Origin of the sequence: Serratia surfactantfaciens (genome assembly GCF_001642805.2) — a bacterium.
In the GTDB taxonomy this organism is placed as follows: domain Bacteria; phylum Pseudomonadota; class Gammaproteobacteria; order Enterobacterales; family Enterobacteriaceae; genus Serratia; species Serratia surfactantfaciens.
Window position 1 is genome coordinate 4,499,469 of sequence record NZ_CP016948.1, and the last position, 20,448, is coordinate 4,519,916.

Below are 20,448 nucleotides of genomic sequence, written 5' to 3' on the forward strand. Positions count from 1 at the left end.
GAAGGTAGAGTTATGAAAGCATTACATTTTGGCGCAGGGAACATCGGCCGCGGTTTTATCGGCAAGCTGCTGGCGGACGCGGGCGTTGAGCTGACCTTCGCCGACGTCAATCAAACGGTGCTGGATCTGCTGAACAGCCGTAAAAGCTACCAGGTGCACGTGGTGGGCGAACAAGAGCGCGTAGAGAGCGTCAACAACGTCAGCGCCGTCAACAGCGGCAGCGAAGCCGCGGTAGCGCTGATCGCCGAGGCGGATCTGGTGACCACCGCCGTGGGCCCGCAAATTCTCGCCAAAATCGCCGGCACGATCGCCAAAGGGTTGGTGTTGCGCCATCAGCAGGGCAATGCGCAGCCGCTGAACATCATCGCCTGTGAGAACATGGTGCGCGGCACCAGCCAGCTGAAGCAGCACGTGTTTGCCGCGCTGCCGCAGGACGAGCAAGCATGGGTTGAGCAGCACGTCGGCTTCGTCGATTCGGCGGTCGACCGCATCGTGCCGCCGGCGGACAGCAGCGATCCGCTGGAAGTCACAGTGGAAACCTTTAGCGAATGGATCGTCGACCAGACGCAGTTTAAAGGCCAGCCTCCGGCGATCGCCGGCATGGAGCTGACCGATAACCTGATGGCTTTCGTCGAGCGCAAGCTGTTCACCCTCAACACCGGTCACGCCATCACCGCCTATCTCGGCCAGCTGGCTGGGTTGCAAACCATTCGCGACGCCATTCTTGACCCGGCGATCCGCCGCGTGGTGAAAGGGGCGATGGAAGAGAGCGGCGCGGTGCTGATCAAGCGCTATGGCTTTGACGCCGATAAGCACGCCGCCTACATCAATAAAATCCTCGGCCGCTTTGAAAACCCGTATCTGCATGACGACGTCGAGCGCGTAGGGCGCCAGCCGCTGCGCAAACTGAGCGCTGGCGATCGCCTGATCAAGCCGTTGCTGGGCACGCTGGAATATGGCCTGCCGCACGCCAACCTGATCCAGGGCATCGCCGCCGCCATGAGTTACCGCAGCGAACAGGATCCGCAGGCGCTGGAATTGGCGGAACTGCTGAGCACCCTGGGGCCGAAAGCCGCGCTGGCGCAAATTTCCGGCTTGCCGGCGGAAAGCGAGGTTGTAGAACAGGCCGTTGCTGTGTATAACGCCATGCACAAGTAGATCCGTGATGATGAACACCCGAGCGCAGCTTGCTGCGCTCCTGCAACCCGAGTTCGGCATCGACGGCCCTCCCCACGCCTTTCGAAAAGCGACGATGGAAGAAGCACAGGCATTTGAAAACCAGGTTCTGGAAAAGCTGAACGCGGGCAAAACGGTGCGCAGCTTCCTGATCGCGGCGGTAGAGCTGCTGGCGGAAGCGCTCAACGTGCTGGTGGTGCAGGTATTTCGCAAGGACGACTACGCGGTGAAATATGCCGTCGAACCGCTATTGTCCGGCAGCGGCCCGTTGGGGGAGCTGTCGGTGCGCCTGAAGCTGATGTACGGGCTGGGGGTGATTTCCCGCCACGAATATGAAGACGCCGAGCTGCTGATGGCGATGCGGGAAGAGCTGAACCATGACGGTTCGGAATACCGCTTCGTTGACGACGAAATCCTCGGACCGTTCGGCGAGCTGCACTGCGTGGCTGCGCTGCCGCCGGTGCCGACCTTCCTGCAGCCGGGTGAGGCGGATGAAGCGCTGATCGCCATGCAGCGCCAGCGCTATCAGCAGATGGTGCGCTCCACCATGGTGCTGTCCATTACCGATCTGATCGCCGGTATCGGCGCCAAACAACCCTCCCGGCTTTCTCCTCTCGGCCGCGGCTAAGCAAAGGCCGCGCGCCACTCGTCGAACAGCAACCACAGCGCGGTGGCGGCCATCAGGCCTGACATCGCGCCGTTGAACACCCGCAGTTTCCAGGTGACCCGCAGCGCGTTGCGCAACCGATCGCCCAGCACCGCCCACAGCAGCACGCAAGGCAAGTTCAGCAGCGCGAAACCGGCGATGACCGACAGCGTATGGACAAAGGTGGCGCCTTCGCGCGGGGTGAACAGGATCGCCACGTTGATCACCATCAGCCAGGCCTTGGGATTGACCGCCTGAAACAGCGCGCCGTTGAGCAGGCTCATCGGCTGCGCCTGCTCTTTGGCGTCCGGCGAGGCGGCCTGGAATAGTTTCCACGACAGCCACAGCAGGTAGGCGCAGCCGATCACCGCCAGCGGGAAGCGGATGACGCCGGCCCAGCTCAACGCCAGCGCCAGCAGCGGGATAATGATCGCCAGCTGCACCGCGCAGCCGACGCAGATGCCGAACAGCATCGGCAGGGTGCGGCGCAGGCCGAAGTTGACGCCCGACGAGGCCAGCAGCAGGTTGTTGGGGCCGGGGGTGATCGACATGACGGTGACGTAGCTGACAAAGGCGGAGTCCAGCATGGCAGGTTCCTTGAAAATGACGGTGATAACGAGAGGATCAGCATAATCGCTGCGATGGGATGGTGACAGAATCACAAATCGTATATTGTCATGGTTACAGTTGTACGAAATGTAAACTGTACCCATTGCCTGGAGAGAAACTGTGACCCTGCTCGATGAGACCCCGGATACCCGTTACCTGCAGCTGGCGGATACGCTGGCTGAGGCCATTCGCCGCGGCACGCTGCTGCCCGGTGACCGCTTGCCCTCGGTGCGGCGCTGTGCGCAAACCCATCGCGTCAGCATCAATACCGTGGTGTCGGCTTACCGCACGCTGGAGGATCGCGGGCTGATTGAAGCACGGCCACAGTCGGGGTTTTATGTGCGCAGCACGCTGCCGGCGCTGAAGATGGCCTCGGCGCCCAGTGGCCGTATCGAACCGCCGGCGGACGACGTGCTGGCGCTGATCGATACGGTGTTCGCCGCCCAGCAAAACCCGGCCTTCACCAACATTGCGCTGGCCTGCCCGCAGACCAGCGATTTCTATCCCGGCGGCAAGCTGGGGCGCATGCTGTCCTCTCAGCTGCGCCGCCAGCCGGATCTGATCGGGCAGTACCCGTTGCCGCCCGGCAGCCTGCGGCTGCGCCAGCAGATCGCCCGCCGCTCGATGACGCTGGGTATGCTGCTGGAGCCGGGCGACGTGGTGCTGACCCACGGCTGCATGGAAGCGCTGCAGCTGGCGCTGCGCGTCACCACCCAACCGGGCGACTGCGTCGGGCTGGAGTCGCCGACCTACTTTTATCTGCTGCCGCTGCTGGCCAGCCTGGGGCTGAAAGCGCTGGAAATCCCCACCGACCCACAGCTGGGGCTGTCGCTGGATGCGCTGGAACTGCTATTGAACGAGAAGCGGCTGAATGCGGTGATCGCCATGCCGACGGTGCAAAACCCGCTGGGTTGCACCATGCCGCTGGCGGCGAAAAAGCGGCTAGCGCGGCTGATGAACGATCATCAGGTGCCGTTGATTGAAGACGGGCTGTATGCCGAGATCCAGTTCGGTGGCGCGCTGTCACCGGCGGTGAAGGCGTTCGATCGCGACGGCTGGGTGCTGTTTTGCTCCAGCTTCACCAAAACGCTGGCGCCGGATTTTCGCGTCGGCTGGATCTGCGGCGGCCGTTTCCATGAGGCGTTGCGCAAGCTGAAGGCGGTGTCGTCGATGTCCGAGTCGCAGCTACTGTCGGAAACGCTGGCGACCTTCCTGGAGAGCGGCGGCTACGATCACCATTTGCGCAACCTGCGTAAGCGCTACGCCGCTCAGGTGGACGAGGCGCGGGCGCTGATCGCCCGGCATTTCCCGCGCGGCACGCTGGCCACGCAGCCGGCGGGCGGCTTCGTGTTTTGGGTCGAGTTCCCTCCTAACGTGGACAGCGTGGCGCTGTTCCATCAACTGCTGGAGGAGCAGATCTGTTTGACGCCGGGCACCCTGTATTCCCCCAGCGGGCGCTACCGCAACGCGCTACGGCTCTCCTGCTGCTACCCGTTCAACGCGCGTTACACCCAGGCGCTGGCCCGGCTGGGTGCCAAAGCCTGCGAGATGAGCGGCCTGCCGCCCGGTATTGCGCAGGACGGGTAACGGCGCGCGCCTTTTGCTACAATGCCGGTATTGTTGATTAGCGTGTCCTTTTGGGCACAATGGGCCAGAGACCATGAAAGAGAAAGAAAAGGCAGAGATCAAGCGCCTGAGCGACCTGCTGGACGCCTTGAACCACAAAGACGCCACCGTGATCCAACAGGGCAATCCTGAGTTGATCGCGCAGCACACCAAAGAAAAAGAGAAGCTGGCGGCGGAGATCGAGCGCCTGAAAAACGTGCGCGGCGAAAAGCTGAGCGCCGAAGCGCAAAAGCTGAGCAAGCTGCCGTTCAGCCGTGAAATCACCAAGAAAGAGCAGGCCGATATGGGCGCGCTGAAGAAAAGCGCGCGTGGGCTGATCGTGGTGCACCCGATGACCGCGCTGGGCCGTGAGATGGGCCTGAAAGCGGTCACCGGTTACGCCAAGAAAGCGTTCTGAACCCCGGGCGTCAGACCTTGGTGGTGAAATACGCCTTGGTCTGATAGGGCACGGTTATCGTGTCCTGGCCCTGCAGCTCCTCTTCTTCCGCCACCAGTTGGCGCAATTGATCGATAACCTGCTCCTGTTGCGGCTGCGGCAGCGCGGCGATAAAGCTGGTTGAACGCACGCGGTTGTAGATCACGTCCTCCACTGCGCCCCGGTGGCCCAGCATAAACACCTGCTCCTGCAGAGGTTCAAAGCCTTTGAACGGGAAGAACTTGCGCCATTCACCGGTATAGAAACGCGGCGCATCGCCTTCGTGGCGATCGACGATCTGATTCAGTTTACGCACCCAACCGACGCGCGCATCGCGCATGTTCCACACCAGACCGAGTTTGCCGCCGGGCTTGAGAATGCGCTGGATTTCCGCCAGCGCCTGCGGCGTGGCGAACCAGTGGAAGGATTGGGCGCACACCACGGCATCGACCGACTCGTCCGGCAGCGGGATCGCCTCGGCGGTGCCCGCCAGCGTTTTCACCTGCGGCAGCGCCGCCGACAATTTTTCCAGCATTTGCGGCACCGGTTCGACGGCGATCACCTGCGCGCCGGTTTCCAGCAGGCGCGGGGTGAACTTGCCGGTGCCGGCACCGAGATCGATAACCGTCATGCCGGCGTGCAAACCGATGACGTCACGCAGCCAGACGGCGATTTCCGGCGGGTAATCCGGCCGGCCTTTCACATAGCGATCGGCATTGGCCTGATAGCCTTCGGCGGCGGCGTGATGAATCGAATGGGTCGGGGTGGTCATATACCTGGCTCCTGGCTGAAAAAACGTGCGGCTACAGTATAGGCGGAAGAAAATGTTTAGCGCGGCATCCGGCGCACGTTTTTCATCTTTTCCGCCCGCGTGTTCAACGGCCGAGCAGGCGGCGATTGAAGTCCTCGAGGCGTCCTTCGGCGAGCCGCGTGAGCATGGTCTTGCTCCAGCTGGCGGAGAGGCCGGCCACCGCCAACAGGCGGCGGTACTGTTCCGCGTCGAACGGCATATGCCAGGCGATGGCGATAGCTTCGGCGACCGTCACGTCGCTGCTGCGCGCCGCCAGCTCCAGTGGACGGTCGCCGCTGACCGCGCCCGGCGACACCACCCGATACAGCCAGCCGCAGCGGCCGCTTTGCTGCATCAGCACCGAAATATCCTCGATCGCGAAGTGATAATTGAGTTTGAAGCACGGCGAGCGCGGCTGAGTGACCTGGATCAGCGCCTCACCCCAGCGGAAGATGTCGCCCATAAACACGTTGTGCTCGGTCAGCCCTTCGGTGGAGAGATTCTCGCCGAAGGCCGGGGCGCAAAACTGCTCCGCCTGCGCCGGAAACTGCTCGCGCCAGTGGAGGTAATGCTCGCGCGGGTAGTGGCACAGCGCGCGGTCCGGCCCGCCGTGATAGCTTTTCTCCGCCTGTTCGTCACCTTCCAGGCCGAGCGGCGTGAGCCGGATGGCGCCATCCACCTGGCGCTTGGCGATGGCGCTGGGGCGCCCGCCTTCATAGGGTTGAATGCTGCCGATGTAAACGTCTGGGTGATGCATGTGCGCCTCCGTGTCTCGCGTCGAGGGCTCAGCATAGCCTGAGTTGCGCCGGGGGGACATAACAACCCGCCCGAAATAATCAGGCGGGCGGCGGGGCGTCAGAAGGTGGTCCAGTTCTCTTCCGCTGCGGCGTTGGCGGCCGCGGGTTTGACGACCGGCGCTTTCGGCGCGGCGGCTTTGGCGGCGACGGGCTCGGTCTGTTCCGCCAAGCGGAACACCGAAACGCTCTGCAGCAGCATCTCCGCCTGCTCTTCCAGCGAATCGGCGGCGGCGGCGGACTCTTCCACCAACGCGGCGTTCTGCTGGGTGGTGTGGTCCATTTCTACGATCGCCTGGCCAATCTGGGCGATGCCGCGCGTCTGTTCATCGGAGGCGGCGGCGATCTCGGCCATGATGTCGCGCACGTGGGTAACCGAGCGGACGATCTGCTCCATGGTGTTGCCGGTGCTTTCCACCAGTTCGGTGCCGGTTTTCACCCGGCTGACCGATTCGGCGATCAGCCCTTCGATCTCTTTGGCTGCCTGGGCGCTGCGGCTCGCCAGGCTGCGCACTTCGCTGGCAACCACCGAGAAGCCGCGGCCCTGTTCGCCGGCGCGTGCTGCTTCCACTGCGGCGTTGAGCGCCAGGATGTTGGTCTGGAAGGCAATACCGTTGATCAGGGTGGTAATTTCGGCGATACGCTGCGAACTGCTGGAGATATCGCGCATGGTGCTGACCACGTTTTCCACCAGCTTGCCGCCCTGCTGCGCGGTCTGCGAAGCGTCGGTGGCCAGCTGATTGGCGTGATGGGCGTTGTCGGCGTTCTGTTTCACCGTGGCGGTCAGCTGTTCCATGCTGGCGGCGGTTTCCTCGACCGCTGCCGCCTGCTGTTCGGTACGGGAAGAGAGATCGGTGTTGCCGGCGGCGATTTCCGCCGAGGCGGTGGAAACCTGGCTGACGCCCATCTGGATCTTTTCAATCATGGTGCGCAGATTTTGGCTCATCGCCGCCACCGCGTTCAGCAGCTGCCCCAGCTCATCGCGGCGGGTGCTGGTCTGCGCCTGGCGCAGGTCGCCGCTGGCGATGCGTTCCGCCATCGCCAGCGTGCTGTGCAGAGGACGGGTGATCTGCAGCGTGATGCGCCAGGCGATAAGGACCCCGGCGATGATGGCGATCAGGGTGGTGATGCCCATCTGCAGCTGCGCCAGATTGATGTTGTTGCGCGTTTGCACCAGCTCGTCCTGCATAAAGGCGTTCACCAGCGTGCCGATCGCCTGCGCGCGTTCGCCGAGCTGCCGGCTGATCTGTTGCTCGTGCTCATAGGCCGGCAGGTAGGCCGCAATGCGGTTTTTGTAATCGTCCAAAGCGGCCAGCAGCGGCTGCAGCTGCGGGCGCTGCGCGTCGCTGACCCGGCGGCTCAGGGCGTTGGCCGCGTCACGCGCGTCGTCAATGGCCGCCATCAGCGGCGCCTCGGTTTCCTTGTTCAGGCTCAGTAGCAGGCCGCGCGCGCCGTAGCGCACCTGGGTCAGCTTTTGGTTCAGCTGGATAAAGGCCAGCTGCAGATCGCCGTTGGTCAGCTGACGTTCCACCTGGCTCAGGCTGGCCTGCACTTCCGACATGTTCCAGCTCTGGCGCACCGCATCTTTGGCCGCCACCGCCTGCTCAAAGACTTTTTGCTGCTGCTGGTATTCCCCGATCAGCGTCACCAGACGCTGCAGATCCTTGCGGCTTTGGGCGTCCCAGTCCAGCGCCTGCCCCTGGTCTATCAGTTTGACGGCGTTGTCGATATTGGCGCGATTGTTCTGAATATATTCCGGCTGGTAGGTCTGGCCATACATGGCGCGGTTGTATTTGGCCTGATTGATCTCCTCGTTCAGCCGGTTGCTGAAGTCGATGCGATCGGCGCGGGATTCGATGATGTGCAGGTATTGCGCTCCGGTGCCGGCGATGACGACCGCCAACAGCAGCAACAGCGCGAAGCCGAGACCGAGCTTTTTACCTACGGTGAGATGAGTGAACTTTCCTGCCAATGCTTGCAATGCCGCCATAGCGTTTTTCCTTCTCCGGGCGAACGTCAATTGAACAAACCATCGGCAAGAAGTGGTCAAACTTTAGCGGATTTCAGGCAAAAAAATACCCGCCGGCGGCGGGCATCTTCATCAGCGGGGGCGAATTACTTCTTCGCAGCGAAGCGTGCGGCCGCTTCGTCCCAGTTGACCACGTTCCAGAACGCCTTGATGTAGTCAGGGCGTTTGTTCTGATATTTCAGGTAGTAAGCGTGTTCCCACACGTCCAGACCGATGATTGGGAAACCGGAAGCGCCGGCGACGGCTTCGCCCATCAGCGGGCTGTCCTGGTTGGCGGTAGACACCACGGCCAGTTTGCCGTCTTTCAGCACCAGCCAGGCCCAACCGGAACCGAAGCGGGTGGCTGCGGCTTTCTCGAACTCTTCCTGGAATTTCTCAACGCTGCCGAAATCGCGCTCGATGGCCGCTTTCAGATCGCCGCCCAGCGTGGTGCCGGTTTTCAGGTTTTTCCAGAAGAAGCTGTGGTTGGCGTGGCCGCCGGCGTTGTTGCGCATGAAGGTGCGTTTGTCGGCAGGCACTTTATCCAGATCCTGGATCAGCTCTTCAACGCTGTATTTGGCCAGCTCAGGGTAGGCTTCCAGCACGGTGTTGGCGTTGTTGACATAGGTCTGGTGGTGTTTGGTGTGATGGATTTCCATCGTCTGCTTGTCGAAATGCGGTTCCAGTGCGTCGTAAGCGTACGGCAGGGATGGCAGTGAATAACTCATAATCATCATCTCCAGTGGTGTATGGGCGGCGCAAAGGGCGAGCACCGCGTAAGCAGTCGGATCATTATAGTTAATTAAATGATATTGAAAATGATTATCAATGCCCTGTGAAGTGTGTGGTTAATGAACAAATCGCTGCGTTAACAGACTGATAGAAAAGAAGCCTTGAGCGCCACCTGATGCCCTCGCGCCGACATGTTGGTTACTCTCTATACTGTAGAGAGCGCCGGGCCTGTACAGACGCCGAAATGTATCGAAATGTGCCAATGCGTTCACTGAATGAGCACGAGTGTGTAACAACCACAAGCACGCTGTGGTAATATCGCCGCGTCGCGTATCAGCATAACAACAGTGACATTAGCGCTCTGCCGTTTTTGGCGAAGAGCGCCATTTGAACAATGTGACAATCGAGAGTAAAGGAGACCCCCATGCAGGTCAGCAGAAGGCAGTTCTTTAAGATCTGCGCTGGCGGTATGGCAGGAACGACGGTGGCCGCGCTGGGCTTTGCCCCTGAAGTGGCGTTGGCGGAAACCCGGCAGTACAAACTGCTGCGCGCCCGCGAGACCCGTAATACCTGTACGTATTGTTCCGTCGGCTGTGGGCTGTTGATGTACAGCCTTGGTGATGGCGCCAAAAACGCCAAAGAAAGCATTTTCCATATCGAAGGGGATCCGGATCATCCGGTAAACCGCGGCGCGCTTTGCCCGAAAGGTGCCGGCCTGGTTGACTTCATCCACAGCGAAAGCCGCCTCAAGTACCCGGAATACCGGGCGCCAGGGTCGGACAAATGGCAGCGCATCAGCTGGGACGACGCCTTTACCCGCATCGCCAAGCTGGTGAAAGAAGACCGTGACGCCAACTTCATCAAAACCAACGATCAGGGCGTTACCGTCAACCGTTGGCTGACCACCGGCATGCTGTGCGCCTCGGCCGCCAGCAACGAAACCGGTTTTCTGTCGCAAAAATTTAGTCGCGCTCTCGGCATGCTTGCCGTAGATAACCAGGCGCGTGTCTGACACGGACCAACGGTAGCAAGTCTTGCTCCAACATTTGGTCGCGGTGCGATGACCAACCACTGGGTTGATATCAAGAACGCGAATTTGATTATCGTCATGGGCGGTAATGCGGCGGAAGCGCATCCGGTGGGGTTCCGCTGGGCGATGGAAGCCAAAATACACAACAATGCCAAGCTGATCGTGATCGATCCGCGCTTTACCCGAACCGCATCGGTGGCGGACTTCTACACGCCGATCCGCTCCGGGACCGACATCGCTTTCCTGTCGGGCGTGTTGCTGTATCTGATGACCAACAACAAATTTAACCGCGAGTACGTCGAGGCCTATACCAACGCCAGCCTGCTGGTGCGGGAAGACTTTGCCTTCGAAGACGGCTTGTTCAGCGGCTACGACGCGGAAAACCGCAAGTACGACAAAACCACCTGGAACTACCAGTTCGACGAGAACGGCTTCGCCAAGCGTGACGTCACGCTGCAGGATCCGCGCTGCGTGTGGAACATGCTGAAGCAGCACGTGAGCCGCTACACCCCTGACGTGGTGACCAACATCTGCGGCACGCCGAAGGACGATTTCCTCAAGGTGTGCGAATACATCGCCGAAACCTGCGTGGCAGATAAAACCGCGTCGTTCCTGTACGCCCTGGGCTGGACTCAGCACTCGGTTGGCGCGCAGAACATCCGCACCATGGCGATGATCCAGCTGCTGCTCGGCAACATGGGCATGGCGGGCGGCGGCGTCAACGCGCTGCGCGGCCACTCCAACATCCAGGGTCTGACCGATCTCGGCCTGCTGTCGCAGAGCCTGCCGGGCTACATGACGCTGCCGTCGGAGAAACAGACCGATCTCGAGACCTACCTGAAGGCCAACACGCCGAAGGCGCTGCTGCCGGGCCAGGTGAACTACTGGGGCAACTACCCGAAATTCTTCGTCAGCATGATGAAGACCTTCTACGGCGACAAGGCGCAGAAGGACAACAGCTGGGGCTTTGACTGGTTGCCGAAGTGGGACAAAGGCTACGACGTGCTGCAGTACTTCGAGATGATGGCGCAGGGCAAGGTCAACGGTTACTTCTGCCAGGGCTTTAACCCGGTAGCGTCGTTCCCGAACAAAAATAAGGTGGTGGCTTCACTGTCCAAGCTGAAGTTCCTGGTGACCATCGATCCGTTGAACACCGAGACCTCCAACTTCTGGCAGAACCACGGCGAGTTCAACGAAGTGGATCCGTCGCAGATCCAGACCGAAGTGTTCCGCCTGCCGTCCACCTGCTTCGCCGAAGAGAACGGCTCGATCGTCAACTCCGGCCGCTGGCTGCAGTGGCACTGGAAAGGCGCGGACGCCCCGGGCGAAGCGCTGAACGACGGCGAGATCCTGGCGGGCATCTTCAGTCGCCTGCGCGAGATGTATGCGCGCGACGGCGGTGCGGTGCCGGAGCAGGTGCTGAACATGCGCTGGGACTACCTGACGCCGGACAACCCGGCGCCGGAAGAGGTGGCGCAGGAGAACAACGGCAAGGCGCTGGCGGATCTGCTGGATGCCGACGGCAAAGTGCTGGTGAAAAAAGGCGAGCTGCTCAGCTCGTTCGCGCAGCTGCGCGACGACGGCACCACCGCCAGCGGCTGCTGGATCTTCGCGGGCAGCTGGACGCCGGCCGGCAACCAGATGGCGCGGCGCGACAACGCCGATCCGTCTGGCCTCGGCAATACGCTGGGCTGGGCCTGGGCATGGCCGCTCAACCGTCGCATCCTGTACAACCGCGCCTCGGCGGACCCACAGGGGAAACCTTGGGATCCGAAACGCCAGCTGCTGGAGTGGGACGGCGCCAAGTGGGTCGGGGCCGATATCCCGGACTACAGCACCGCAGCACCGGGCAGCGATGTCGGGCCGTTCATCATGCAGCCGGAAGGCATGGGCCGCCTGTTCGCCACCGACAAGATGGCGGAAGGGCCGTTCCCTGAGCACTACGAGCCGTTCGAAACGCCGCTCGGCACCAACCCGCTGCACCCGAACGTGGTGTCCAACCCGGCGGCGCGCGTGTTCAAGGACGATCTGGCGGCGATGGGCAAATCCGACAAGTTCCCGTACGTCGGCACCACCTATCGTCTGACCGAGCACTTCCACTACTGGACCAAGCACGCGCGGCTGAATGCCATCGCGCAGCCGGAGCAGTTCGTGGAGATCGGCGAGAAGCTGGCGGAGAAAAAAGGCATCAAGCAGGGCGATACCGTGAAAGTCAGCTCCAACCGTGGCTATATCAAGGCCAAGGCGGTGGTGACCAAGCGCATTCGCACGCTGCAGGTGCACGGCCAGGAAGTCGACACCATCGGCATCCCGATCCACTGGGGTTACGAAGGGGTGGCGAAGAAAGGCTTTATCGCCAACACGCTGACGCCGTTCGTCGGCGACGCCAATACGCAAACGCCGGAGTTCAAGGCGTTCCTGGTCAACGTGGAAAAGGTGTAACGGAGACGAATTATGGCCATGCAATCTCAAGACATCATTCGTAAATCCGCCACCAATGGCTTCACGCCGGCGCCGCGCGCCCGTGACCACCAGGAAGAAGTGGCCAAACTGATCGATGTCACCACCTGTATCGGCTGCAAGGCCTGTCAGGTGGCCTGTTCCGAATGGAACGACATCCGCGACGAAGTGGGGCACAACGTCGGGGTGTACGATAACCCCGCCGATCTGACCGCCAAGTCGTGGACGGTGATGCGCTTCTCCGAGGTGGAGGAAAACGGCAAGCTGGAATGGCTGATCCGCAAGGACGGCTGCATGCACTGCGCCGATCCGGGCTGCCTCAAGGCTTGCCCGTCGGAAGGCGCGATCATTCAGTACGCCAACGGCATCGTCGACTTCCAGTCCGAGCACTGCATCGGCTGCGGCTACTGCATCGCCGGCTGCCCGTTCGACGTACCGCGCATGAACAAGGACGACAACCGGGTGTACAAGTGCACCCTGTGCGTCGACCGCGTGGACGTCGGCCAGGAACCGGCCTGCGTGAAAACCTGCCCGACCGGCGCGATTCACTTCGGCACCAAGGAAGCGATGAAGCAGGTGGCGGCGGATCGCGTCAGCGAGCTGAACACCCGCGGCTACCAGAACGCCGGTCTGTACGATCCGGCGGGGGTGGGCGGTACGCACGTGATGTATGTGCTGCACCACGCCGACAAACCGCAGCTGTACCACGGTTTGCCGGACAACCCGAGCATCAGCCCGGCGGTGACCTTCTGGAAGGGCGTGTGGAAACCCCTGGCGGCCATCGGCTTTGCCGCCACCTTCGCGGCGAGCGTGTTCCACTATGTCGGCGTCGGGCCTAACCGCGTCGAAGATGAGGACGAGCACGACGAGTCGCATGACGAGGAGACGCGCAAATGAGAAAGGAAAAGCCCATTCAGCGTTACAGCGCACCGGAGCGCATCAACCACTGGATCGTGGCGTTCTGCTTCGTGTTCGCCGCCATCAGCGGGCTGGGGTTCTTCTTCCCCTCCTTCAACTGGCTGATGAACATCTTCGGGACGCCGCAGCTGGCGCGCATTCTGCACCCGTTTGTCGGGGTGATCATGTTTGCCGCGTTCCTGCTGATGTTCCTGCGCTACTGGAAGCATAACCTGATCAACCGGGAAGATATCGTCTGGGCCAAGAACATCCACAAAATCGCCATGAACGAGGAAGTGGGTGATACCGGGCGCTATAATTTCGGCCAGAAGTGCGTGTTCTGGGCGGCGATTATCAGCCTGGTGCTGCTGCTGGCCAGCGGCGTGGTGATCTGGCGGCCGTATTTTGCGCCGTCGTTCTCCATCCCGCTGATCCGCATCGCGCTGCTGGTGCATTCGCTGGCCGCGGTCGGCCTTATCATCGTGATTATGGTGCACATTTACGCCGCATTGTGGGTAAAAGGCACCATTACCGCGATGGTGGAAGGCTGGGTGCCGGCGGCCTGGGCCAAGAAACATCATCCGCGCTGGTACCGTGAGGTCCGCGAGAAACGACAGGAAGACAAACCCTGATGAGTATCCGCATCGTTCCTAAAGAGCAGTTAGGGGCACAGCGTGAGAAGTCCACAACGGCGGAGAACATCCCGCCGTTACTTTTCGCCAACCTGAAAAGCCTCTACAGCCGCCGCGCCGAACGCCTGCGTCAGCTGGCGGTCGACAACCCGCTGGGCGACTACCTGAACTTCGCCGCCGAACTGGCGCAGGCGCAGCAGCATGCGCTGCACGACAATCCGCTGGAGCTCGATCTGAGCGAAGCGTTGGCGCAGGGCGCCGCCAGCGGCAAACCGCCGCTTGATCTGAGCGTGTTTCCGCGCAGCGAGCACTGGCGCAAGCTGCTGACGTCGCTGATCGCCGAGCTGCGCCCACAGGCGCCGGAGCACATTCTGGCGGTGCTGGACAACCTGGAGAAGGCCTCGGCGCACGAGCTGGAGCTGATGGCCGACGCCTTGCTCAACCGCGAGTTCGGCAAGGTGGGCAGCGAGAAGGCGCCGTTCCTCTGGGCCGCGCTGTCGCTCTATTGGGCGCAGATGGCCAGCCTGATCCCCGGCAAGGCGCGCGCCGAATACGGCGAGCAGCGCCAGTTCTGCCCGGTGTGCGGCAGCATCCCGGTCTCCAGCATGGTGCACATCGGCACCGTCAACGGCCTGCGCTACCTGCACTGCAACCTGTGCGAAAGCGAATGGCACGTGGTGCGGGTGAAGTGCAGCAACTGCGAGCAGACCCGCGATCTCAACTACTGGTCGCTGGACAGCGAGCAGGCGGCGGTGAAGGCGGAAAGCTGCGGCGACTGCGGCACTTACCTGAAGATCCTCTATCAGGAAAAAGACCCGCAGGTCGAAGCGGTGGCCGACGATCTGGCTTCACTGGTGCTGGACGCCCGTATGGAAGAAGAAGGCTTCGGCCGCAGCAGCATCAATCCGTTCCTGTTCCCGGCGGAGTAACCGCCCGGCCCCGTTCGCGCGGGGCCGGATGAGCAATTTCAGAACGGGCTTCTGGCATTCGCCCGGGCGAGTTGCTACGTTTAGGCCATGACGCGCCAAGCGAAAGGAACCACGATGTTAAACACCCTGGCAAAACTGACTGCGGTCGCCGTACTGGCGTTCGGACTGGCGGCCTGCGACAACAAGGACGACACCAAACCGGCGGTGCCGCCACCCGATACCAAGCCGACCGTGACGCAGCCCGCGCCACCGCCGCCGCCTGCGCCGGTAGAGACGCCACCTGCGCCGCCGGGGCTGAACGTGTCGCTGCAGAAGGGCAAAATCACCTTCGAACTGCCGCCGGGCTTCAGCGATCAGACGCTGAACAGCGGCATCATCAACGACAGCACCTCCACCATCCAGCGTTTCCTCGACGGCAAGTCGCGCCAGAGTGCGGTCTCGTCCGAAGTGATCCCGCCGGATGACATGAAGCTCAACACCAGCGACAAAATGCTGAAAGAGCTGGCGCAGAGCGCCATCACGGTGTTGGCCGAGCGTTATCAGAACATCCAGACCACCAAAGAAGAGAACTTCACCGTCGGCAAACAGAAGTTTCGCCGGGTAGATACCGAGCAGACCGTCAACGGGCAAAAAGTGGTTTCCACGCTGGTGTTGACGGTGTTCAACAAGCGGGTGGTAACGCTGCAAATGCTGTCGCCGGCCAAAACGCCGGAGGTGCATCAGGCGTTGGTGCAGCGGATTATCGATACTCTGACGGTGAAGTAAGGGCGCCGCGCCGCGGCCAGGACGAAGCGGAGGAGAACGGATGAAACTTATCGGCAGTTACACCAGCCCCTTTGTGCGCAAGATTTCCGTGCTGCTGCTGGAGAAGGGGATCGCGTTCGAATTCGTCAACGATCCGCCGTATGAGCCCGGCAGTCGGGTGAAGGAATGGAACCCGCTCGCCAAGGTGCCGGTGCTTATCGCCGACGACGGCGAGGTGTTTTACGACTCGCCGATCGTGGCCGAATACCTTGAGCTGCTGGCGGTGGAACCGGCGTTTTTGCCGGTCGAGCGCGCCGCTGCGCTGCGCGTTCGTCAGGTGGCGGCGCTGGCGGACGGCGTGACCGAAGCGGCGGCGACGCTGTTTCGCGAAAGCCGGCGCGCGCCGGAAAAACAGGACGAAAGCTGGATGCTGCGCCAGCGCGACAAGCTGACGCACGGCCTGGACGCGCTGGAAACGCTGGCGCGGGAAAAAGCGTGGCTCAATGCCGAGCGGCTGACGCTGGCGGATATCGCCGTCGGCTGCGCGCTGGGCTACCTCAATTTCCGCCGCATCCTGCCCAACTGGTGCGTCGAGCGCCCGGCGCTGGTCAAGCTGGCTGAACGCCTGTTCGCCCGCGAAAGCTTCGCCCGCACTGCGCCGCCCTGAGCTTTCTTTTCTCCCCCGCTGCGGCGGGGTTTTGCTATGCCGATACGTCTAAACTGAAAACCGAGCGACCATGAGCACTGAATCCCACCTTCTTTACAGCCAACTGCCCGCCATCGACCGCCTGCTGCGTGAACCCGCGATTGAACCGCTGGTGGCGCAGCATGGCCAGACGCTGATCGGCGAACTGCTGCGCCGGCTGCAGACCCAGGCGCGCGACGCGATCAAACAACAGCAACGCTTACCGGCCTGGTGCGACGACTGGCCGCAGGCGCTGCGGGCCGAGCTGGCCCGGCAGCAACGCCCGGCTTTGTTGCCGGTGTTCAACCTCAGCGGCACCGTGCTGCACACCAACCTCGGGCGCGCCCTGCTGGCGCAGCCGGTGAAGGATGCGGTGAGTGCGGTGATGGGGGAGGCGGTGACGCTGGAGTACGATCTGGACGGCGCCGGGCGCGGCCATCGCGATCGGGCGGTGGCGAGTCTGCTGTGCCAGCTGACCGGCGCGGAAGACGCCTGCATCGTCAATAACAACGCGGCGGCGGTGCTGCTGATGCTGGCGGCGGTCGCCCCCGGCAAAGAGGTGGTGGTGTCGCGCGGCGAGCTGGTGGAGATCGGCGGCGCGTTCCGCATTCCTGACGTGATGCGCCAGGCAGGTTGCCAATTGGTGGAGGTCGGCACCACCAACCGCACCCATCTGAAAGATTACCAGCACGCCATCAACGAGCAGACCGGCCTGTTGATGAAGGTGCACACCAGCAACTACAGCATTCAGGGCTTTACCGCAGCGGTCGACGAGGTCGAGCTGGCGCAGCTCGGGGCCGAACGGGGCGTGCCGACCGCCACCGATCTGGGCAGCGGCTCGCTGATCGATATGGCGCAGTACGGTCTGCCTGCCGAACCGATGCCGCAGCGGCTGTTGGCCGCCGGCGTCGATCTGGTGACGTTCTCCGGCGATAAGCTGCTGGGCGGCCCGCAGGCCGGGATCATCGTCGGCAAAAAGGCGCTGATCGCTCGCCTGCAGCAGCATCCGCTCAAGCGCGCGCTGCGCGTCGGCAAGCTGACGCTGGCGGCTCTGGAGGCCACGCTGCGGCTCTATCTGCAGCCGGAAAAACTGGCTGAGCAGCTGCCGACGCTGCGGCTGCTGACCCGCCCGCAGCAGGAGATGCAACAGGCGGCCGAGCGGTTGCTGGCGGCGCTGACGCCGCAGTTCACCACTGATTTCGACCTGCGCGCCGAACCGTGCTGGTCGCAGATCGGCAGCGGTTCGCTGCCGGTGGATCGGCTGCCCAGCTATGCCCTGACCTTCACGCCGCGCGACGGCCGCGGCGCCACGCTGGAAGCGCTGGCCGAACGCTGGCGCCGCCTGCCGCAGCCGGTGATCGGCCGCCTCGGCGACGGCAGGCTGTGGCTGGATCTGCGCTGCCTGGAACAGGAAGGGGCGCTGATCGCAGCGCTGAGCGCATCATGATCATCGCCACTGCCGGCCATGTCGATCATGGCAAAACCACCTTGCTGCAGGCGATCTCCGGGATCAACGCGGATCGCCTGCCGGAAGAAAAGCGCCGTGGCATGACCATCGATCTGGGCTACGCCTATTGGCCGCAGCCGGACGGCCGGGTGCTGGGGTTTATCGACGTGCCCGGCCACGAGAAATTCCTCGCCAATATGCTGGCGGGCGTCGGTGGCATCGACCATGCGTTGCTGGTGGTGGCCTGCGACGATGGCGTGATGGCGCAGACCCGCGAGCATCTGGCGATCCTGCGCCTGAGCGGGCACCCGGCGTTGACGGTGGCGCTGACCAAGGCCGACCGGGTGGACGCGGCGCGTGTCGATGAAGTGCGTAGCCAGGTGCGCGACGAGCTGGCGCGCCAAGGGTGGCCCGATGCGCCGCTGTTCGTGACCGCGGCGGCGGCGGGCGAGGGCATCGAGGCGCTGCGCACGCATTTGCTGGCGTTGTCGCCCGCTGAACATGCGCTGACGCGCCGTTTTCGCCTGGCGGTAGACCGTGCGTTCAGCGTCAAAGGGGCGGGGCTGGTGGTGACCGGCACCGCGCTCGGCGGCCGGGTGAAGGTGGGGGATACGCTGTGGCTGACCGGTGCTGACGCGCCGGTGCGGGTGCGTGGCCTGCATGCCCAGAATCAGACCGTGGAGCAGGCGCAGGCCGGGCAGCGCATTGCGCTTAACATCAGCGGCGATGTCGACAAAGAGCGGATCGCGCGCGGCGATTGGCTGCTGGCGCAGCGTCCGCCCGAAGCGGCGGAACGCATTCTGGTGGCGTTGGAGACGGATCGGCCGATCCGCCATTGGCAGCCGCTGCATCTGCACCATGCCGCCAGCCACATCACCGGGCGCATTTCGTTGCTGAACGACGAGCTGGCGGAACTGATCCTCGATCGCCCGCTGTGGTTGGCGCAGAACGATCGGCTGGTGCTGCGCGATATCGGCGCGCGGCAAACGCTGGGCGCGGCCCGGGTGCTCAGGCTGAATGCGCCCAAGCGCGGCAAACGTCAGCCGGACTATCTGGCACGGCTGCAGGCCCTGGCGCAGGCGCAAGACGATGCGCAGGCGCTGGCGCTTGAGTTGCCGCACGGCGCGCTGTCGCTGGCGGCGTTCGCCTGGGCGCGGCAATTGACGGACGATGGTCTGAACGATCTGCTGGCGAACGGCGATCTGCTGATCGTCGGTGACCGGGCGCTGGCGCAAGATCAGGTGCAACAGGCGGAAAGCCGCCTGCTGCAGGTGCTGACGGAATATCACCAACAGCACGCCGATCAGCTGGGCTTAGGGCGCGCCCGCCTGCGGCGCATGGCGCTGCCGCAGCAGCCTGAAGCGCTGGTGTTTATGATGATCGATCGGCTGCTGAAGGCCGGTGCGCTGCGCAATACGCGCGGCTGGCTGCACCTGCCGGAGCACGGCCTGGCGTTCAGCGCCGAAGAGGCGCCGCTGTGGGCGCGTATCGAACCGCTGTTCGGCGACGAACCCTGGTGGGTGCGCGATCTGGCGCTCGAATTGGGCGAGGAGGAGAGCCGGGTGCGAACGCTGCTGCGCAAGGCGGCTCAACTGGGCCATGTGACGGCGGTGGTGGTGGATCGCTATTACCTCAGCCGACGCATCGAGCAGTTTGCGGCGCTGATCCGCGCGCTGGATGCGGAGCGGGGTGGCGCCAACGCCGCCGACTTCCGCGATCGGCTTGGCGTCGGGCGCAAGCTGGCGATCCAGGTGCTGGAGTTCTTCGATCGCAGCGGCTTTACCCGCCGCAAGGGCAACGAGCATCTGCTGCGCGACGGCGGGCTGTTCGGTAGCGAGTCCCCTACCCGATAAATCTGACGGCGGCCCGGCTCACGTCGGGCGTCTGGGCGGCGAGAAACGCCTGTAAGCGTTCGATCAGCGGCCGCTTCGCCGACTCCGCCGGCCAAACCAGATAATAACCGTCGCCGGTGCGCACGGCGGTGTCACAAGGCAGCGCCAATAACCCCTCCTCAATGGTCCGCAGGCTCAGCGCCAGATCGCCGATCGAGATGCCGTGCCCGGCGATGGCCGCCGCATTGCCCTGTTCCAGCGAGTCGAACACCTGGCCGCGCGCGAGATCGATCGGGGCCGCTATGCCGCTTTTCTGCAGCCAGCGCCGCCAGTCGCGCCGATCGGGCGACGGATGGATCAGCGGGCAGGTGGCGAGGTTGCGCTGCCCGTCGGCGAGCAGCGCAGGGGCGCAAATCGGGATCAGCCATTCGTCGAACAGCTTTACGGCGGCGGTGTTGGCGCCGAAATAGCCGTTGCCGAGCAGGATGGCGCAGTCGTAGGGTTCGCTGAAAAAATCCACGCTGTCGATATCCATCCAGACGCTGGCTGCCTGCACCTCGAACGCCTGCGCCGTTTGCCGGAACCGGCTCAGGCAGTCCAGCAGCCAGCGCATGGTCAGGGTGGAAGGCGCCTTCAGCCGCAGCAGATCGCGGTGGCTCTTGAACAGCTCGCAGGCTTGATCGATGCGCCCAAACCCTTGCTGCAGCTCGGCGGCGAAGATTTTTCCCTGCGGCGTGACCTCGATGCGCGGGCCATTGCGCTGGAGCAGGCGACAGCCGAAGTGCTGCTCCAGCGTTTTGATGTGCTTGCTGACGGCGCTGGGGGTGAGGTGCAGCTCGGTGGCGGCCTGCGTGAACGAGCCGGTGCGGGCAGCGCTTTCGAAGGCGCGCAGGGCATAAAGCGGCGGAAGGGAACTGGCCATCGCGGCGTCTCTCAAGATGAGTATGACTCACAGTAAACGACAGGATTACTCCTTTTTCAAGGCGGGGGCGGCGG

At 63.1% G+C, this 20,448-nt stretch carries 18 protein-coding genes; 12 read left to right on the top strand and 6 right to left on the bottom strand.

What is annotated here, in order from left to right:
- The first annotated feature begins 12 nt into the window (after positions 1 to 12).
- Positions 13 to 1,158, top strand: coding sequence for a mannitol-1-phosphate 5-dehydrogenase (locus ATE40_RS21040; protein ID WP_063918268.1), 1,146 nt, complete (start codon positions 13 to 15; stop codon positions 1,156 to 1,158).
- A gap of 94 nt (positions 1,159 to 1,252) precedes the next feature.
- Positions 1,253 to 1,804, top strand: coding sequence for an MltR family transcriptional regulator (locus ATE40_RS21045; protein ID WP_016929575.1), 552 nt, complete (start codon positions 1,253 to 1,255; stop codon positions 1,802 to 1,804).
- Here the strand turns inward: ATE40_RS21045 and ATE40_RS21050 are convergent.
- On the bottom strand, positions 1,801 to 2,409 hold the full coding sequence (locus tag ATE40_RS21050) for a LysE family translocator (RefSeq protein ID WP_004933983.1): 609 nt from the start codon (positions 2,407 to 2,409) through the stop codon (positions 1,801 to 1,803). The two genes, ATE40_RS21045 and ATE40_RS21050, sit on opposite strands and share 4 nt — an antisense overlap.
- Before the next feature lie 142 nt (positions 2,410 to 2,551).
- Here ATE40_RS21050 and ATE40_RS21055 point away from each other — a divergent pair, with 142 nt between their 5' ends.
- Together ATE40_RS21055 and ATE40_RS21060 are read left to right on the top strand one after the other, a co-directional pair.
- Positions 2,552 to 4,018, top strand: a complete 1,467-nt coding sequence (locus ATE40_RS21055; protein ID WP_063918267.1) for an aminotransferase-like domain-containing protein — start codon at positions 2,552 to 2,554, stop codon at positions 4,016 to 4,018.
- A gap of 73 nt (positions 4,019 to 4,091) precedes the next feature.
- The gene (locus tag ATE40_RS21060) at positions 4,092 to 4,454 is read left to right on the top strand and encodes a YibL family ribosome-associated protein (protein ID WP_063918266.1); all 363 of its coding nucleotides are present in this window, start codon (positions 4,092 to 4,094) and stop codon (positions 4,452 to 4,454) included.
- 10 nt (positions 4,455 to 4,464) lie between these two features.
- On the opposite strand, the gene ATE40_RS21065 is transcribed toward ATE40_RS21060, so the two are convergent.
- The 4 genes from ATE40_RS21065 to sodA form a co-directional block, all read right to left on the bottom strand.
- The gene (locus tag ATE40_RS21065) at positions 4,465 to 5,244 is read right to left on the bottom strand and encodes a class I SAM-dependent methyltransferase (protein ID WP_019455524.1); all 780 of its coding nucleotides are present in this window, start codon (positions 5,242 to 5,244) and stop codon (positions 4,465 to 4,467) included.
- Positions 5,245 to 5,347: 103 nt separating this feature from the next.
- Positions 5,348 to 6,019 (bottom strand): 6-hydroxyaminopurine reductase, encoded by a 672-nt coding sequence (gene yiiM / locus ATE40_RS21070; RefSeq protein ID WP_033631409.1) that lies wholly within the window; start codon positions 6,017 to 6,019, stop codon positions 5,348 to 5,350.
- Positions 6,020 to 6,117: 98 nt separating this feature from the next.
- Complete coding sequence (locus tag ATE40_RS21075; RefSeq protein ID WP_063918265.1) at positions 6,118 to 8,046, bottom strand: methyl-accepting chemotaxis protein; 1,929 nt, start codon at positions 8,044 to 8,046, stop codon at positions 6,118 to 6,120.
- Between the two features lie 125 nt (positions 8,047 to 8,171).
- Positions 8,172 to 8,792 carry a superoxide dismutase [Mn] gene (gene sodA / locus ATE40_RS21080; protein WP_004934003.1) on the bottom strand — a complete coding sequence of 207 codons (621 nt, stop codon included), beginning with the start codon at positions 8,790 to 8,792 and terminating at the stop codon, positions 8,172 to 8,174.
- Positions 8,793 to 9,220: 428 nt separating this feature from the next.
- Between sodA and fdnG the strand changes: the two genes are divergently transcribed.
- The 8 genes from fdnG to selB all read left to right on the top strand — a co-directional run bounded on the left by fdnG (position 9,221) and on the right by selB (position 19,473).
- A complete protein-coding gene (gene fdnG / locus ATE40_RS21090) occupies positions 9,221 to 12,268 on the top strand; it encodes a formate dehydrogenase-N subunit alpha (protein WP_154618190.1) in 3,048 nt (1,015 codons plus the stop codon).
- 12 nt (positions 12,269 to 12,280) lie between these two features.
- Positions 12,281 to 13,183, top strand: coding sequence for a formate dehydrogenase subunit beta (gene fdxH, locus ATE40_RS21095; protein ID WP_004934014.1), 903 nt, complete (start codon positions 12,281 to 12,283; stop codon positions 13,181 to 13,183).
- Positions 13,180 to 13,815: a formate dehydrogenase cytochrome b556 subunit gene (fdoI, locus tag ATE40_RS21100; protein ID WP_004934017.1), complete on the top strand. Its 636-nt coding sequence runs from the start codon at positions 13,180 to 13,182 to the stop codon at positions 13,813 to 13,815. Before fdxH ends, fdoI begins: the two co-directional genes overlap by 4 nt.
- Positions 13,815 to 14,744 (top strand): formate dehydrogenase accessory protein FdhE, encoded by a 930-nt coding sequence (gene fdhE, locus ATE40_RS21105; protein ID WP_019455528.1) that lies wholly within the window; start codon positions 13,815 to 13,817, stop codon positions 14,742 to 14,744. Before fdoI ends, fdhE begins: the two co-directional genes overlap by 1 nt.
- A 114-nt stretch (positions 14,745 to 14,858) precedes the next feature.
- Positions 14,859 to 15,509, top strand: coding sequence for a DcrB/PsbP domain-containing protein (locus ATE40_RS21110; RefSeq protein ID WP_019455529.1), 651 nt, complete (start codon positions 14,859 to 14,861; stop codon positions 15,507 to 15,509).
- Between the two features lie 40 nt (positions 15,510 to 15,549).
- Positions 15,550 to 16,155 carry a glutathione S-transferase gene (locus ATE40_RS21115; protein ID WP_019455530.1) on the top strand — a complete coding sequence of 202 codons (606 nt, stop codon included), beginning with the start codon at positions 15,550 to 15,552 and terminating at the stop codon, positions 16,153 to 16,155.
- A 70-nt stretch (positions 16,156 to 16,225) separates the two neighbouring features.
- Positions 16,226 to 17,620, top strand: coding sequence for an L-seryl-tRNA(Sec) selenium transferase (selA, locus tag ATE40_RS21120; RefSeq protein ID WP_063918264.1), 1,395 nt, complete (start codon positions 16,226 to 16,228; stop codon positions 17,618 to 17,620).
- Positions 17,617 to 19,473, top strand: coding sequence for a selenocysteine-specific translation elongation factor (gene selB, locus ATE40_RS21125; RefSeq protein ID WP_063918263.1), 1,857 nt, complete (start codon positions 17,617 to 17,619; stop codon positions 19,471 to 19,473). The genes selA and selB overlap by 4 nt, the downstream gene beginning before the upstream one ends.
- Here selB and ATE40_RS21130 read toward each other — a convergent pair.
- Positions 19,463 to 20,374: a LysR family transcriptional regulator gene (locus tag ATE40_RS21130; protein WP_063918262.1), complete on the bottom strand. Its 912-nt coding sequence runs from the start codon at positions 20,372 to 20,374 to the stop codon at positions 19,463 to 19,465. The genes selB and ATE40_RS21130 overlap by 11 nt on opposite strands.
- Positions 20,375 to 20,448: the final 74 nt, after the last annotated feature.